15 protein-coding genes are annotated in these 16,293 nt (G+C 70.1%); 1 reads left to right on the top strand and 14 read right to left on the bottom strand.

The window, feature by feature from the left end:
• Nucleotide 1: 1 nt before the first annotated feature.
• The 11 genes from GTY96_RS12275 to GTY96_RS12225 form a co-directional block, all read right to left on the bottom strand.
• The gene (locus GTY96_RS12275; protein WP_143906376.1) at nt 2-2,161 is read right to left on the bottom strand and encodes a cation:proton antiporter domain-containing protein; all 2,160 of its coding nucleotides are present in this window, start codon (nt 2,159-2,161) and stop codon (nt 2-4) included.
• A 107-nt stretch (nt 2,162-2,268) separates the two neighbouring features.
• The gene (locus GTY96_RS12270; protein WP_143906378.1) at nt 2,269-2,646 is read right to left on the bottom strand and encodes a response regulator; all 378 of its coding nucleotides are present in this window, start codon (nt 2,644-2,646) and stop codon (nt 2,269-2,271) included.
• Entirely contained in the window at nt 2,643-4,271 is a 1,629-nt protein-coding gene (locus GTY96_RS12265; RefSeq protein WP_143906380.1) for a hybrid sensor histidine kinase/response regulator, read from the bottom strand. Before GTY96_RS12265 ends, GTY96_RS12270 begins: the two co-directional genes overlap by 4 nt.
• A 288-nt stretch (nt 4,272-4,559) precedes the next feature.
• The gene (locus GTY96_RS12260) at nt 4,560-5,189 is read right to left on the bottom strand and encodes a TIGR02265 family protein (protein WP_143906382.1); all 630 of its coding nucleotides are present in this window, start codon (nt 5,187-5,189) and stop codon (nt 4,560-4,562) included.
• 254 nt (nt 5,190-5,443) lie between these two features.
• The gene (locus GTY96_RS12255) at nt 5,444-6,604 is read right to left on the bottom strand and encodes a pyridoxal-phosphate-dependent aminotransferase family protein (RefSeq protein WP_161664811.1); all 1,161 of its coding nucleotides are present in this window, start codon (nt 6,602-6,604) and stop codon (nt 5,444-5,446) included.
• 184 nt (nt 6,605-6,788) lie between these two features.
• Complete coding sequence (locus tag GTY96_RS12250) at nt 6,789-7,688, bottom strand: zinc metalloprotease (RefSeq protein WP_161664810.1); 900 nt, start codon at nt 7,686-7,688, stop codon at nt 6,789-6,791.
• A 190-nt stretch (nt 7,689-7,878) separates the two neighbouring features.
• Nucleotides 7,879-8,778, bottom strand: a complete 900-nt coding sequence (locus tag GTY96_RS12245; RefSeq protein ID WP_143906388.1) for a zinc metalloprotease — start codon at nt 8,776-8,778, stop codon at nt 7,879-7,881.
• A gap of 197 nt (nt 8,779-8,975) precedes the next feature.
• A complete protein-coding gene (locus GTY96_RS12240; RefSeq protein WP_143906390.1) occupies nt 8,976-10,175 on the bottom strand; it encodes an MlaD family protein in 1,200 nt (399 codons plus the stop codon).
• Nucleotides 10,172-11,002 (bottom strand): ABC transporter ATP-binding protein, encoded by an 831-nt coding sequence (locus tag GTY96_RS12235; protein ID WP_143906392.1) that lies wholly within the window; start codon nt 11,000-11,002, stop codon nt 10,172-10,174. The genes GTY96_RS12240 and GTY96_RS12235 overlap by 4 nt, the downstream gene beginning before the upstream one ends.
• Nucleotides 11,003-11,016: 14 nt before the next feature.
• Nucleotides 11,017-11,808, bottom strand: a complete 792-nt coding sequence (locus GTY96_RS12230; RefSeq protein WP_143906393.1) for an MlaE family ABC transporter permease — start codon at nt 11,806-11,808, stop codon at nt 11,017-11,019.
• Complete coding sequence (locus GTY96_RS12225; protein WP_143906395.1) at nt 11,805-12,314, bottom strand: hypothetical protein; 510 nt, start codon at nt 12,312-12,314, stop codon at nt 11,805-11,807. The genes GTY96_RS12230 and GTY96_RS12225 overlap by 4 nt, the downstream gene beginning before the upstream one ends.
• Nucleotides 12,315-12,715: 401 nt before the next feature.
• On the opposite strand from GTY96_RS12225, the gene GTY96_RS12220 reads away from it, so the two are divergent.
• Nucleotides 12,716-13,060 carry a hypothetical protein gene (locus GTY96_RS12220; RefSeq protein ID WP_328700843.1) on the top strand — a complete coding sequence of 115 codons (345 nt, stop codon included), beginning with the start codon at nt 12,716-12,718 and terminating at the stop codon, nt 13,058-13,060.
• Here GTY96_RS12220 and recF read toward each other — a convergent pair whose 3' ends face one another.
• From recF to GTY96_RS38555, 3 genes are all read right to left on the bottom strand, one after another.
• Nucleotides 13,061-14,191, bottom strand: coding sequence for a DNA replication/repair protein RecF (recF, locus tag GTY96_RS12215; RefSeq protein ID WP_143906398.1), 1,131 nt, complete (start codon nt 14,189-14,191; stop codon nt 13,061-13,063).
• Between the two features lie 125 nt (nt 14,192-14,316).
• Nucleotides 14,317-14,784 (bottom strand): hypothetical protein, encoded by a 468-nt coding sequence (locus GTY96_RS12210; protein ID WP_143906400.1) that lies wholly within the window; start codon nt 14,782-14,784, stop codon nt 14,317-14,319.
• A 14-nt stretch (nt 14,785-14,798) separates the two neighbouring features.
• Nucleotides 14,799-16,286 (bottom strand): hypothetical protein, encoded by a 1,488-nt coding sequence (locus GTY96_RS38555; protein WP_161664809.1) that lies wholly within the window; start codon nt 16,284-16,286, stop codon nt 14,799-14,801.
• Nucleotides 16,287-16,293: the final 7 nt, after the last annotated feature.

The following is a 16,293-nucleotide window of genomic DNA, read 5'->3' as shown; positions in this document are numbered from 1 at the left end:
CTCAGCTCCGCGCGCCGAGCGGCTGAGTCACGTCCGACGCCTCGCCCCGCGGCGCCTGGGCCTTCTCCGGAGTCGCCGCCAGCACCGTCGAGCCCTCGGGATGCCTCACGAGGAGCAGCGACGCGGGCGCGTCGCGCACGATGCGCTCGCGTTGCACGCCAAACAACCGGTCTTCCAGGCCCCATTCGGCCCCCAGGCCCACCACCACGAGGTCGTACCCCGCCTTCGCCTCTTCCAGCGCCGCCTCTTCCGGAGAGGCGTGCCGCACCACCTTGAACTTCACGGCGGCGCTCTCCTCGGAGGGGAACAGCTCGTCCACCTGCGCCCGCCCCGCGCCGCCGCCCTCCGGCGACGTCACGTGCAGCACCGTCACCTCCGCCCCCGCCTGCTTGAACAGGCGCCGCGCCAGCCCCAGCGCCGCCCGGTCGTGCCGGCTGCCCACGAAGGGCACCAGCACCCGCCGCACCTGCGACAGGCCCCGGTCCACCAGGACCGCCACCGTGCCGCCGGCCTCCTGCATCACCTCGTGCACCGTGCCGCCCAGCACCGTCTGACTGAAGAGCGGCTTGTGCCAGCCCAGCAACACCAGGTCCGCGCGCTTGGCCTGCGCCGTGCGGCAGATGTCCCGCGCCGGCTCCGACGACACGAACGACAGCGTGCGCACCGACAGCCCCAGCTTCTCCGCCCGGCCCATCAGCGGCGCCAGCGCGCCGCCGGTGAGGTCCGCGGGCTCGTCCCCGCGCGTGCGCAGCACCCGGTCCGGCGACAGGAGGTGCAGCGCGTAGAGGTTCGCCTCGTTGCGCTCGCCCGACAGCGCGCGCGACAGCACCGCCATGCCCGGCCCGGCCTGCCCGTGCGACACGCACAGCAGCACCGTGTACGACGCCGAGGCCAGCGCCACGTCCGGCGCCGGCGCCACCTGGTCGCGCGCCAGCTCCTCCGGCGGATACATCCAGCGCAGCAGCGGCGTGGTGATGAAGGTGGTCACCAGCGCCATGATGACCATCATCGTGAAGAGCGTGGGGGAGATGACGCCCAGGTCCAGGCCCAGGTTGAGCACGATGAGCTCCATCAGCCCGCGCGTGTTCATCAGGATGCCGATGGCGCCCGCCTCCCGCCACCGCAGGCCCGTCACCCGCGCCGCCACCGCGCTGCCGCCGAACTTGCCCAGGCACGCCAGCAGGATGATGGCCCCGCACGTCATCCACGCCTGCACGCTGTCCAGCAGGCCCACCTGCGTGCGCAGGCCGCTGAAGGCGAAGAACACCGGCAACAGCAGCACCACCGCCACGTCCTCCAGCTTCTCCACCAGCGCCGCGGCCAGCCCGCCCTCCTTCGGAATCACCGCGCCGAAGAGGAACGCGCCGAACAGCGCGTGGATGCCGATGCGCTCCGTGGTCCACGCGGACGCGAGCAGCAGCAGCAGCGTGCCCGCCACCACGTTCTGCGTCAGGCCCTCACGGCTGGCCACGCGCGCGCCCAGCCGGGCCAGGAACGGCCGCACCAGCACCAGCATGAACGCGATGTAGAGCAGCGCGAACACCGTGGTGAGCCCCGCCTGCGCCAGGTTCGACGCGCGCACCAGCGACACCACGAACGCCAGCAGACACCACGCCGTCACGTCGTCCACCGCCGCGCACGCGATGGCGATGGCCCCCAGCTTCGACTGGAGCAGCCCGCGCTCCGTGAGGATGCGCGCCAGCACCGGGAAGGCCGTGATGCTCATGGACACGCCCATGAACAGCACGAACGACGAGAACGGCACGGACGGGTCCGACAGCGTCCGGTACAGCCACAGCGCCCCCGCCACCGCCCCCAGCCCGAAGGGCACGATGATGCTCGAGTGGCTGATGACCACCGACGCGTGGCCCCGCCCCTTCAAGAGCTTGGGGTCCAGCTCCAGGCCGATGAGGAACATGAAGAGCACCAGCCCCACCTCGGCCAGCATCTTCAGGAACGGCATGGAGTCCGCCGGGAACAGCCAGTGCATCGCGTCCGGGGCCAACCACCCCAGCAGGGACGGGCCCAGCGCGATGCCCGCCACCACCTCCGCGATGACCAGGGGTTGGCCCAACCACCGCGCCCCCCGGCCAATCAACCGGGACACGCCGATGATGACGATGAGTTGGACCAGGAGCTGGGCGAGCATGTGGGTGTTCATCGGACGGGCCTCGCTGGAAAGCTGTTAAGGAGTCGCTTATCAGCCCCTCGCGCGCAGCGTCAACGCGCGTGCGCGGTGAGCCGCCGCCCGAGGACACCCGGCCAGGCTCAGGAGGCTTCAGGCGCCTTGTTGGCCGCCACCGCCTTGAGCAGCGTGTCCACGTCCACGGGCTTGCGCAGGTAGCCGCAGGCGCCCATCTCCTCGGCCACCTGGCGGGCGTTGGCGGACGCGGAGAAGACGAGCACCGGGATGTCGCGCCACCCGTCCACCTCCCGCATCTGGCGGCCGAAGGTCGCGCCGTCCATCACCGGCATCATCATGTCCAGCAGCACCAGCGCGGGGGCCGGCTCCTGCCGCCGCAGCACCTCCAGCGCCTGCAGGCCGTTGCTCGCCCCCAGCACGGTGTAGCCCGCGTCGCGCAGGACCTCCTCCAGCGCCTCCCGCAGGTCCGTGTCGTCATCCACCACCAACAGCGGCCGGCTCACTCGCGCGTCTCCTTCTCCAGCGGCAGCTCCAGCGTGAAGCGCGCGCCCTCTGCGGTCCCCGGCTCCGCCCAGGCCCGGCCGCCGTGCGCTTCCGCCGCGCGGCGCGCCAGGTACAGGCCCAGGCCCAGGCCTCCATACGAATGCGAACTGACGGCGCGGCCGAAGCGCTCGAAGATGCGCTCGACCTGATCCACGGGCACGCCGATGCCCCGGTCGCGCACCTGGATGCGCGCGAAGCCCCCTTCCCGCCCCACGTCCACCTCCACCGGCCGGCCCGGACCGAACTTGAGCGCGTTGGATATCAACGCCCCCACCGCCTGGTCCACCCGCAGCCGGTCCCATGTCCCCCAGAGCCCGCGGCGCGCGGACTGGCGCAGCTCGCAGCCGGCCGCCCGGGCCTCCGCCTGGTGGCGCTCCAGCACCTCCGCCACCAGCTCCTCCAGGTCGAAGCGCTCCGGCATCAGCGACAGCTCGCCGCTCGACAGCTGCGACACGTCCAGCAGGCCCTCCACCAGCGTGCCCAGCCGGCGCACCTGCCGCACGCTGCGCTCCAGGCGCGTCACCACGTCCGGCTCCAGGTGGTGCGCGTCCGAGCGCTGGAGCAGCGTGCCCAGCTGGAGCCTCAGCGTGGTGAGCGGCGTGCGCAGCTCGTGCGCGGCCACGGTGAGGAACTCGTCGCGCAGGCGCACCGCTTCGCGCGCCTCCTGGAAGAGCCGGGCGTTCTCCAGGACCAGCCCCGTCCTGCGCGCCAGCTCCTGCGCCAGCGCCAGGTCCACCGGCCCCAGCGTGCGCTCCCCCAGCGTGCCCACGGACAGCACGCCCAGCACGCCCTCGCGGCCAGGCAGGGGCACGTTCACCACCGAGCGCAGCCCGAACCCGTCGATGGCGCGCTGGTGCGCCGGGTCCTGGGTGATGGGTTCGGGGCGCTCGCGCACGTCCGGCACGAACTCCGGCTGGCCGGTGCGCACGACCCAGGACGGGCCCGCGGCGGCCCGCGGATCCAAGGGGAAGCGCTGGTCCAGCCTCCACGCCTGCGCGCGCCGCTCCAGGTCCGGGTGCGCCAGCGCCACCAGCCGGAGCGCCCCCCGGCCCGCGTCCTGGAGGAAGAAGGCGCTCCAGTCCGCCACCCGGGGCACCACCAGTTGCACCAGCTGGTCCAGGCGCGCCTCCTGCTCCAGGGACGCGGTGAGCAGCTCGCTGGCCTTCGCCAGGATGTCGCGGTCCTCCTCCGCGCGGGCGCGCTCGCGCCGCACCCGCGTCTCCTCCAGCTCGCGCGCCACCGCCGGGCCCAGCCGGGCCAGCCGGTCCTTGGAGAAGCAGTCGCGCGCGCCCGCCTTCATCAGCGTGACGGCCTGCTCCTCGCTCAGCTGGCTGGACAAGACGATGAGCGGCACGTCCCGCTCCCGCGCGCGGAGCTCCCCCAGCGCCTCCAGCGCGGTGAAGCGCGGCAGCCGGTAGTCGCACAGCACCAGGTCCCACGGCTCCGTGGCCAGCGCCGCGCGCAGCCCGTCGAGCGTCTCCACGCGCCGGGCCGTCGGCAGATAGCCCGCAAGCTCCAGCTCCGCCGTCACCAGCGCCGCGTCGTTGGCGCTGTCCTCCACCAGCAACAGCCGGATGGGCGTCATGCCCACGCTCCAGCCGTCACCCGGGGTGGGACAGGGCCTCGCGGGGCGCTCCGGCTCCAACCCGGGGCCCACCGCCCCACGGGCCGGGAGCCTTGTGCCGCATCCATTCGCGTGACTCCTCCCCTGGGGTGGGCCGGACGGTGCGTCCTTCCGGCGGTGGGCCTGTTGCGCGCATGCTAGTGGCCCTGCCTGTCACGCCAGCGGGAGAAATGGTGGACGTTCATCACCGAGCGCTGGCTGGTGAACGTCCCGCGGCCCACCCCACGCTTCAGGTGGGGTGAGCCAGAACTACCAGGAAACGTCGTATTCGGTGTCGAGCAGGGACAGCTGCCGCCCGTGCACCTGGATGTCCGTGGCGCCCACGGCTTCCAGCGCGCCCACCAGGACGCCCTCGTGGTAGGGCGCGGGCATGAAGTCCCGGCGCATCACGAAGCGCGCGCTGTGGTCCCCCGTCCAGAGCACGCTGCGATCACCGTAGCTCACCGCCGTGCGGTAGCCGTCCGCCAGGTGCTGCAGGAGCAGCCGCGGGTTGCGGCGGGCCGCCTGCATCAGCTCCCGGCCGAACATGGAGGCCAGGAAGTCCACCGTGGCCTGCGTCCCGATGTAGCGCAGCGACTGCGCCCAGTCGCCCAGCTGCGGGCGCAGCAGCCGCGTGGCCTCCGACGCCATCGCCAGGAAGCGCGTCACCGGGTACAGCTCCGCGGCGTTCAGGTTCTCCAGGCCGGACGCCTCCAGACAGCGCGCCCCCGCCGCTTCTCCCTGGAGAAAGCCCACCACGCCCACCACTCCCTGGAAGAACATCCCCCGAGCGCCATCCTCTGGCGTGGCGGCCAGGCACCGCTCCCGCAAGTGCCACGCCGCGCTCTCATCCGCACCACCCGCAACCCGCGTCGAACCCACGACCGGTCCGCGATCCATTCCGACCTCCTCCTTCTAGCGCTGGAACCGGCCCCCCCCGACTTCGGGTCCTTTCCGCCAGCGCGGCCTTCCCCCTCACAGGTGCCGGGGCACTCGCCCCGCCCACACCGTGCAGCCCATTCACATATTTCTACCGCACCTACAAGAAATTCAAGTAAGCCCAGAAGTACCTGAAATTATCTGGGAACGTACACAAATCTAATGTGGGGACAGAAGAATTCTCGAATCACGAGAAAGTGAGTGGGTGAAAGGCGTCAGTCGGAGAGGGCGGCCTGGGCGGCGGAGACGCCCGTGCCGGAGGCGCTGGCGCGGTGGCCGGAGGCGCGCAGGGCCCTTTCGATGGCGCCCACGGTGACGAGCACGTCCGCGGCGGAGACGCGGTTCATGTGGCCCACGCGGAAGTAGCGCGTCTTCAGCTCGGGGTGGAGGCCGCCGGCGATGGCCACCCCCTGGGCCTTCACGCGGCCCACGAGCGACGCGTCCACGCCGTCCGGGTAGTACACGGCGCTCAGGGTGTTGGCGGCCAGGGCTTCGGAGGTGGGCACCAGGCGCAGGCCCAGCGCGCTCCAGGCGGCGCGGAAGGCGCGGGCCATGCGGCGGTGGCGCTCGAAGCGGGCCTCCATGCCCTCCGCGAGGATCTGCCCCAGGCTCACGTCCAGCGCGCACACCAGCGACGTGGGCGGCGTGGCGAAGTAGGCGGGCTTGCCGGCCTCGTAGGCCTCCATCACCGGCAGCCACTCCGCCCAGTCCGAGTACACGCTGGCCACGGGCGCCTTGCGCCGCCGCCACGCGTCCAGCGCGCGGGGGCTCACCGTGAGGAGCGCCAGGCCCGGCGGCACGCCCACCGCCTTCTGGCTGGCGGTGAGGTACACGTCCGCGCCCCACGCGTCCTGGTGGAAGGCCTCGCCGGCGGTGGCGCACACGCCGTCCACCACGGCGAGGACGTCGTGCTCGCGCGCGGCCTTCACCAATGACTCCACGGGGGCCAGGACCGCGGTGGACGTGTCCACGTGGGTGACGGTCATCAGATTGAAGCGGGCCTTGCGCAGCTCCGCGTCCACCTGGGCCGCGTCCGGAGCGCCACCCGGGGGCGCGCGCACGTGCGTCACCTTCGCGCCGTGGCGCTCCAGGATGTGGGCCATGCGGTCGCTGAAGTAGCCGGTGTTCACCACCAGCGCGGCGTCGCCGGGCTCGATGAGGTTGGCCACGGCGAGCTCCATGGCCAGGGTGCCGCTGCCGGAGACGACGAAGGGCTGCGCGCCGGGGGCCAGTGACACCTCCCGCAGGCGCTTCAGGGCCCGGCCGAAGGTGGCGATGAAGCCCGCGTCCAGGTGCCCCGGCACCGGCGCGGACAGCGCCTGCAGCACCTCCGCGTCCACGTCCACCGGCCCGGGAATCATCAACAGGTCTCTCACGGCGCCACATCCTCCTGGAGCCCCCTCCGGGCAGCGGAGGGGGTCCCCCACTGTGGCCAGCGCGGGCCCTGCTTGTCCACGCCCGGCTGGCGCCAGACTCCCCAGGCGAAGGAAACGAAGACGCCGGAGCCCCCCGCATGGCGCGGGGAGACTCCGGCGTCGGAAGCAGCCAGGACGAACGAGCCTAGCGGTACAGCGCCGTCAGGCTGTCCGCGAGGGCGACCTGGCCCGGCGTGAACTCGTTCATGCAGCTGTCGTCCGTGTAGTCCATGAAGTTGTAGATGGGGTCCACGCCGCCACCCGCGCAGGTGTCGCGGCCCACGGGGCAGCCGAACGCGGGCGACTTCTCCGGGGGCGTGTCGCTGACGGAGTCACCCTTGGCGGAGCAGCCGCCCTGGAACGTGTGGTACAGGCCCAGCCAGTGGCCGACCTCGTGCGTGGCCGTGTCGCCCTCGTTGTAGGGGGCCGCGGTGCCGCCGGGGAGGCTGGTGTAGAGCATGACCACGCCGTCCAGCCTCGGCTTGTTGGCGTAGCTGGAGGGGAAGGTCGCCCAGCCCAGCAGGCCGTCCTGGAGGTTGGCCGTGTAGATGTTCAGCGCCTCCGGCCCTCCCTGACGCAGCTGCCGCTTCATCTTCTTCTCCGCCTGGGTGCCCTCGCCCAGGTCGAACGCGGCGGCGTTCGTGGTCCGGTCCGTGCCCGCCAGCGTGAAGTAGAACGGCGTGTTCGCGTACGCCGCGTTCAGCACGTCCATCTGCGCGGTGATCTGCGAGTCCGGGATGTCGCCGTTGGCCAGGCCCGCGCCCTTGTTGATGACGTGGAAGTAGACCGGCACGTTCACGGAGTGGACCGCGCGCTTGGCCATCACGCGGTGGGCCAGCGCCGCCTCAATCTCCAGCTTCTCGTCGGCGGATGGCTCGACGGTGGCGCAGCCCCGGTGCGGCAGCGACTGCTGGGTGGGCGCGGTGTCTTCCGCCGGCGGCTGCTGCTCCGGAGCCGGAGCGCTGCTGCTGCAACCCGCCAGGGACATCAGCGTGCCAAGGACCACCGCGACACGGCCACCGCGCTGCGCGACGCTACGAAGCATGAGCCCGACTCCACGGAAAATGGGGGAGTCGAAAATACTCCGCTTAGTCATCAAGCGTCAACGAGCGCTGTAAAGTTGAAACAACAATAAAACAAATACACGTCTGGGAATGGGTGAAACACAAACGCCGGCGCCTCCCGGGTAATGGGAGACACCGGCGTCCAGACCCATTCAGGGCCGCGGGCGATGACTAGCGGTACGTCGCCGTCAGGCTGTCCGCGCGCGTGCTCTGGCCGGGGGTGAAGGAGTTCATGCAGTTGTCGTCGGTGTAGTCCATGAAGTTGTAGATGGGGTCCACGCCGCCACCGGAGCAGGTGTCACGGCCAGCCGGGCAGCCATAGGCAGGCGAGGCCTCCGGGGCCGTGTCGGCGACGGAGTCACCCGCGCCAGAGCAGCCGCCCTGGAACGTGTGGTACAGGCCCACCCAGTGACCGACCTCGTGCGTGGCCGTGTCGCCCTCGTTGTAGGGAGACGCGGTGCCGCCGGGGACGCTGCTGAAGAGCATGACCACGCCGTCCATCTTCGGCTGGCTGGTGTAGCTGGAGGGGAAGGTCGCCCAGCCCAGCAGGCCGCCGCTGAGGTTCGCCGTGTAGATGTTCAGCGACTCCTTGCCGCCCTTGCGCAGGGCGTTCTTCATGTTCTTCTCGTTGGTGCTGCCCTGGGCCAGGGCGAACCAGGACGCGTTCGTCGTGCGGTCCGTGCCGGCCAGCGTGAACTTGAACGGCGTGCCCGAGTACGCCGCGTTCAGCACGTTCATCTGCGCGGTGATCTGCGAGTCCGGAACGTCGCCGTTCGCGACGCCCGTGCCCTTGTTGATGACGTGGAAGTAGACCGGCACGTTCACCGAGCCCACCGCGCGCTTCGCCTGCACGCGGCCCGCGATCGCGGCCTCGATCTCCAGCTTCTCATCGGCGGACGGCTCGACGGTGGCGCAGCCGCGGTGCGGCAGCTCCTGCTGGGTGGGGGTGGTCTCCTCCGCCGGCGGCTGCTGCTCCGGAGCCGGAGCGCTGCTGCTGCAACCCGCCAGGGACATCAGCGTGCCAAGGACCACCGCGACACGGCCACCGCGCTGCGCGACGCTACGAAGCATTTTCCCAGCTCCTCGGAAAAATAAGGGGGAGCTGGGAATACTGCTTCCGGGCCGTTGAAGTCAATGCACAGACAGCCGTTTGAAACACCTGAATAATTTTATGGGCTCGCACAACATCCCACTGGGTGAGCCATGACACATGTCTCACCCCCAGCGGATGTTTCGCACCACGGCAATCCCTGACGCGGCGAGGTGGCTCAGTGCGTCGGCGCGGCGGGCGGGGGCGGTGCGGGGGTCGGGGTGGCGGCGGCGGGGGTGAGCGGCGTGGGCGCCGTCTGGGGTGCGCCCACATGTTCCAGGGCCCCGCGGTTGCTGACGGAGAAGCGCACCAGCGCGCGGAGGATGCGGTTGCGCTTCACGTTGCCCAGCACCTCGCGCAGGTCGTCATAGACGGAGGGGTCCGCGACGAGGGCGCCCAGCGTGCCGTCGCCCCGGGCCACGGTGGCGGTGATCTGCTTGATGTCCGCGGCGGCGCTGCCCAGGTCGGCGAACATGCCCTTCGCGTCGCCATAAACCAGCTGGTGCACGGCGCCATTGGGGCTCTTCTTCGCGTCCTCCAGCAGGCCGGCGAGCTGGCCGGCGGCAGCGCCCAGTTCGCGCAGGGCGACCGCGCCGTCCTGGCCGTAGATGAGCGCGTGCGCGGTGCCGTCGCCCTGGCGGACCTCGCCCAGGAGGGCCTCCACGTGGCCCAGCGCGCCGTCCAGGCGCCGCGCGGCGCCGGACGCGTTGGCGAGCAGGGTGTTGATCTCCTGGCCCGTGCGCGGGTCGTAGATGAGGGCGTGCAGCGCGCCGTTGCCCTTCTCCACCTCTTCCATGATGGCGCGCAGGGAGGAGATGCTCTTGGCCAGGTCGCGCGACAGCGCCGGGTCCGCGTAGAGCTTCACGGCGTCCTTGAGGGACTCGCTGATGGCGACGGAGTTGTCCATCACGCGGCTGGCGCTGCTCACGAGCTTGGTCAGGTCCCCGCCGCTGACGGATTTGACGACGCCGCCGTGCTCCACGGCCGGCTGGTTCGCGCTGCCCAGGGAGATGTCCACCGCCTTGTCGCCCAGGACACCCATGCTGGTGAGCTTGGCGACGGAGTCCGCGCGGACGCGATCCGCGTAGGCGCTGACCACCTGGAACTCCACATCCAGGCGGGTGTCCTTCAAGTCCTCGGAGAAGCTGACGCCGTTGACGCGGCCCACCTTCAGGCCCCCAATCCAGACGGGGGACTGGTCGCTCAGGCCATCCACGCTGTCGAAGTACGCGTGGAAGATGACCTGCCGCTTGAAGAGGTGGGACTCCTGGCCGATGAAGAAGACGACGATGCCGGCCACGGCGAGGCCCATGGCGACGAAGAGGCCCGCCCGCACCGCCAGGCGCTTCTCCTTCGAGGTCGAGGTGAAGAGACTCATGGTGTTCCCCGGGGGTTCAACTCCAGGCGGCGCGCGTCCATGAAGGCGCGCACCTCCGGCACCTGGGAGCGGCGCATCTCCTCCGGGGTGCCCACCTGGACGATCTTCCGGTTGGCCAGCATGGCCATCCGGTCCGCCAGCACGAAGGCGCTCACCATGTCATGCGTGACGACAATGGAGGTCGCGCCCAGCCGCTGCTTCATGGACTGAATCAACTCGTTGATGGTCTGCGTGGTGACAGGATCCAGGCCCGTGGTGGGCTCGTCCCAGAGGATGACCTCCGGGTCGGTGGCGATGGCGCGCGCCAGTCCCACGCGCTTGCGCATGCCGCCGGACAGGTCCGACGGCATCAGCTTCTCCGTGTTGGGCAGGTCCACCAGCTCCAGCTTCTCCGCCACGCGCTTCTGGATCTCCGCGCGCGACAGGGTGGGGAAGTGCTCGCGCAGCGGGTACGCCACGTTCTCCCCCACGCTGAGCGAGTCGAAGAGGGCCGCGCCCTGGAACACCATGGCCACGTGCTTGCGGACCTCCAGGAACTGCTCCTCGGTGAAGTGGGCCAGGTCATGGCCTTCGAAGAAGATGCTGCCGCCGTCCGGGTGCATCAGGCCGATGAGGCACTTGAGCAGCACGCTCTTGCCCGCGCCCGAACCGCCCAGCACCACGAGCGTCTCCCCGGCGCGCACGTCCAGGTCCACGCCGTCGTAGACGCGCTTGGGACCGAACTGCTTCATCAGCCCTTCGTAGCGGATGAGCTCCTCGCCCGGCGTGGGCTTGCGGAACTCGAACGGGGCGGACGGGTCGACGTGCTGGGGCGGGGCCTTGCGCATGGGTGCGGGCGGCTTCAGAAGTAGAGCGTGATTTTCGTGATGAAGAAGTCCGCGAGGCACACGGAGACGGAGGTGATGGCCACCGTCTGCGTGGTGGCGCGGCCCACGCCCTCCGTGCCGCCCTCCACCGCCAGCCCCTTGAAGCAGCCCACCAGCCCGATGATGAGCCCGAACACGGCGCCCTTGATGACGCCGGAGACGAAGTCGCCCATCAGCACCGCGCCCAGCGCGCCTTGGAAGAATTGATCCAGGGCGATGCCGTACTGGGACTTCACCACCAGCGCGCCGCCCACCAGGCCCACCACGTCCGAGAACACGGTCAGCACCGGCATGACGATGAGGCACGCGAACACGCGCGGCACCACCAGCTTGCGCAAGGGGTCCGCGCCCAGCGCGCGGATGGCGTCCACCTGCTCCGTCACGGTCATGGAGCCCAGCTCCGCGGCGATGCCAGAGCCGATGCGCGCGCCCACGGTGAGGGCGGTGAGCACGGGGGCCAGCTCGCGGAACAGCGTGAGGATGACGACGCGGCCCACGGTGTACTGCACGCCGAAGCGGGCGAGGAAGTAGCCGAACTGCAAGGAGATGACGAGCCCCGCGAACGTCGCGGTGAGCAGCGCGATGGGCAGCGAGCGCACGCCCAGGGACTCGGTGTGGAAGATGAGGCTGGTCCAGTCGTAGGGCGGGCGCACGGCGCGGCTGAACACCTGGCCGGTCATCACGGACAGGGCGCCCAGGGACTCCATCCGCTCGCGGAGGCGCTCCTTGAGGGACGGGCCGCCGGAGACCTTGGCGCCGGGCATCATCGCCGGCGCTCCGAACGGAAGCCCGCGACCAGTCCGTCGAAGTCGGCCATGCGCGCGTCGGCCGCGCCCACGGGCGCGATGTAGCTGAAGTCGAAGACGCAGTTGTCCTTCTTGACGACGACGAGGTCCAGCGACACGGGGACGCCGTCGAGCTTCGCGACGTAGCGGCTCCGGAGGGCCTCGCGGCCGTCCAACATGAAGGTCTGCTGGCCCAGGTCCTGGCGCTCGGTGAAGCCCATGAGCAGGTGCTTCGTGAGGATGGGCAGGGGCGGGTCGTCGTGGTCCTTGCAGGTGGAGTTGGCGGCGATGACGCGTCCGGTGTCACCCCTCTCCACGAAGGCGAGGTCGTTGTCGTTGAAGCCCTTGCGCTCCCAGATGTCGCTGGAGAGGGGCCCCACGCGGTACTCCACGTCGGACTTGCGGAGCACCGATTCCTCGAACGTCGCACGGTGGTGGCACCCCGCGAGCAGGCCGGACAGCACGAGCGTCAGCAGCATCCGCGACATGGCACCATTTCGTTCGTCCCGGGTTCTCCCGGTGGGACGGCCTGCCCGTCATGGTGCACGCCCGGCGGGTCCGCAAGAACTTCGTCAGGAAGAACGTCGACTTCCGGGCCCATTCACGGCTCGTGCCCTGGGCGAGGGCCCGGCGTCCCGGAAGGACACCGGGCGCGGCCAGGCGCATGGGCGTGGGGACGCGCGGTGGACCGCGTGTCACGGCGGCGTATTCCGCGGGGGTGGAGGGGGTTGCTCACCCGCCGCGTCTCCGGTCGGACTTGGGGAGGCAGGGCCTCCGGGGGCGTGCATGCGGGCGTGGGTGAGACGCACGTTAGCGGAGGAGCCGGGGGGATTCTCACGAGGAGGATTCAATGGACGGCGGGCTGGCGATACTTGGGTTCGGGCTGTTCATGTTATCGATTGCCAATCTGTACGCGCGCAGCGCGCACTGGTTGGCGTGGCCGGTGTTGGCCATCTCCATGCTGACGATGGGCATGGCCTTCAGCGAGTCGAAGCGCCTGCGGGAGGTGCCGCTGTGGGTGGCGGCGGCCCTGGGGGTGTTGTTCATCGTCTCGTTGGCGACAGGCACGGTGTGGTGGCTGTCGCTGGCGATGTTCCTGTTCACGATGGCGTTCGGGCTGCTGTGGGCGGAGTTCCGCTTCGAATACTTCGGCCACGTGACGCGACAGGAGTTGCCGCACCACGCGCGCCGGGGGCCGGTGCACTGGCCCTGGCAGCGGCGGCGGGTGCCCTGACTAGGGTCGTGACGGTGCGTCGGTGGCCACCTGTCCCGCGTGGACGGTGAGCCAGAGGGAGTCATCGGCGGCGGCGGCTCTCACGAGCCCCGCGTCGGTGGTGGTGAGGAAGACCTGCGCGCCGCTCCGGGCCAGGTAGCCCATGAGGTAGGCATTGCGCTCGGGGTCCAGCTCGCTGGAGACGTCATCCAGGAGGAGCAGGGGGAGGAAGCCCATGGCCCCCTCCAGGTTCTCGATTTCGGCGATCTTCCATCCCAGCACCAGGGCGCGCTGCTGCCCCTGGCTCGCGTAGGCGCGGGCGCTGCGGCCCCCCAGCGTGACGGAGACGTCGTCCACGTGGGGGCCCACGGAGGTGAAGCCGCGGTCCAGGTCGCGGCGCAGCCGCGCGGAGAGGGCTTCCCGGAGGGCGGCGGCGAGGGCGGCCTCGTCGGCCTGGGCGAAGTCGGCGCCGAGGTGCGCGGGGTGGTAGCCGTAGACGGCGGGGTCGGCGGTGCGGCCAATGGAGGCGAAGGTGGCCTGGGCGCGCGGGGCGAGCTCGGCCATCAGCGCGCGGCGGCGGGCGTAGAGGCGGGCGCCCGAGCGGGCGAGTGTTTCATCGTAGGCGTCGAGGTACGCGGCATCCACGGTGGCGCCGTCGCGGAGCAGGCGGTTGCGGTTCTTGAGGGCGCGGGCGTACTCGCGGCTTTCCTTGAGGAAGGCAGGGAAGCGGTTGAACACGGCGCGGTCGAGGAAGGCGCGGCGCGCGTCGGGGCCGCCCTTGATGACCTCCAGGTCGTCGGGAGTGAAGGCGACGACGGAGACGCCGCCGAAGTAGTCCTCCAGGCTGGAGGCCTTCTTGCCGTCCACGAGGGCCTGGCGGGTGCCGCCGCCGACCTCCACGGAGATCTCGCGCTCGGCGCCCTTGAGGAGGAAGCGGCCGGTGACGCGGGCGGCGGAGGCGCCCCAGCGGACGAGCTCGGACAGGCGTCCGGCGCGCAGGGGCTTGAGGGTGGCGAGGAAGTAGAGCGCCTCCAGGAGGTTGGTCTTCCCCTGCCCGTTCTGTCCCACGGCGATGGTCGCGTGGACGCTGGGTGCGAGCTGCACCGTCGGGAGGTTGCGGAAGTCCTGAACCTGGAGCGAGAGGAGGCGCACAGCGTCACCGTGAAGGGGCCGCCCTTCGTACTACAGATGCGGCGGCGGGCGGGGCGCGGGTTTCCGCGTGGACCGCCTGGTCGGTGGGCGCGGGTGCCGGTTCAACAGGCACATCCCCCTCCAACTCAGGCTGAGCCTTGCGCTCGCTCCAGCGTGGAGATCTCCTGGAGCGTCTGTGCGTAGCCCTCGCGGGGCAACACCTTCTGAATCCGCTCGAAGAAGTGCCTGGCCTCCTTCAGGACCTCGGCGACCAGGACGGCGCGTTCGACCGATGCTTCGCGAACGTCCCCCCCCATCACGACACGGACCGTGGCACGTCCCCCCACCTCATCGGGTGTGGCGCTCAGTTCGATGGGCTGATCGGGGAAGAAGATCTGGAACTTCTCACCCCGCTGAAGCTCGGCCATGCCTCCAACAAGATAGGCCCAGAGCTGATCGATGTAGTCCCACTCCTTGCGGGTCAGCATCGAACGCCCGTCAATGGAGAACTCCATGGCGCCCTCGATGTAGTCCTCGTCAGGGATTGGACCGACGAAGGCATCGACTGGCACGAAGTCTTCTCCTTGCCGGAAGTATGTGGCGAGCGTGATCATGCGTCTTGCTTCACCTATCGAGGGTAGAACTGGCCGACCCGGCCCTGATTGAGCCCCAAGATGTATTCTACCCCATCAACGACACCCGTCAGTTGGTACATCCCTCGCGTCCCTCGCCCGACCATTCGCTCCCGGTTCTGCTGAAGGACCGCTTCGATGGAACGGATCACGTCCTCGAAGTTCATCTTCGCGCCAAAGAAACTCTGAGCCGCTTTCGTCGTCCCATTCCAGTACCGGGGATGGTGCCGCTCGAGGATGTGCTGGAGCCCTTTCTTGTCGAGCAGGAATGTCTCGGAGCCCGCCTGGAATCGCTTCCCCGAGAAGTCCTTGAGGTCGTTCACCACACGCTCCGGTGGCGCGACCTTCAAGCCACTTCCGCCGCCCCCTGGGTCCGCCGAGGCAAGGACGTAGAGTCCTCCAACACCAGTCCCCACCGCGTAGGCCATCCGCCCGACTGGCACCGCGACGCGCTCCATCACCAGCGCACCCTCGCCAGTGAGGGACAGCACTGGGAGCAGGGTCCCCGCTCCTCCCATCACCGAGGTCAGAGCGCCCGTGGAGCCCTTGACGACACCCCCTCCGGCATAGAGCGTCGTCAACAGCTTCGCGACGGCTCTCACCTGCTCTCCTCGCGTCATGGAGGAGAAGCGCTCCAGGTACTCGGGCGAGGAAGCAACGAGGGCGGCGATACCCTCGGGTAGATGTTGAAGTGACAGGAGGCTGTCCGTTGGGGAGGTGAAGAACCTCCCGATGGACATGGCCAGTTCGAAGAACGCGTCCTCGGCGCCGTCCAGCGAGCGGCCGAGGATGTCCGCGTCGTCGTACACCTCCACGACGAATCCATTGAACACGGGATGGAGCTGCTCATCTGTCGGCCGGAACACACCACCGGTGTTGACGTAGAAGCGCCCCAACTCGAAGCCCAGCGCAACGAACGCTCCGTCCTTCCACTCCACCTGACCCACACGCTGCTGCGTGCGTCCATTGATGACCCACGCGAGATAGCCATCGGGCCTCAACACCGCGAGCCGTTCGAGGCGGGTCATCCGGCGCAGGAGGTCTTCCCGTGAGGCAGCATCACCCGCCAGCACCTCGCGCAGCAGCAGGCTCGCGCCCATGCGAGGCGGGAGGTTGCCCAGGGTCACGGGCTTCTTCAGCAATACCGACAGCATTCGCGCCGCCTGCGTCGGCGTCAGCGCGGACGCACGCAAGGGCAGCTCGTCCCAGGGGTCCAGTCCCGCGAGCACCAGCAAGCGCTCGAAGGCATCTGCCTCCGCGGTGCCGTGGATGGCGGCCTGCTCGGCGACCTGGGCCCGTGTGCTCCGCGCGGCTTGCGTGTCCAGGGAGCGCTCGGTGTGATGGCGGCGCAGCCGTGAGGTCCCTCTCAGCGGCTCGATGGAGGACGTGGACGGCACGACACCCGAGCCTTGCTTCAGGACGTTGGGGTGACCGAACGGTGGCCTTGCGGAGACACAGCCCGTGACGAGCAGGATCGCGCTCAACAGCAAC

Origin of the sequence: Corallococcus silvisoli (genome assembly GCF_009909145.1) — a bacterium.
Lineage (GTDB): Bacteria > Myxococcota > Myxococcia > Myxococcales > Myxococcaceae > Corallococcus > Corallococcus silvisoli.
The sequence above is the reverse complement of the archived record's forward strand: the minus strand, read 5'-3'. Positions and strand labels throughout refer to the sequence as shown.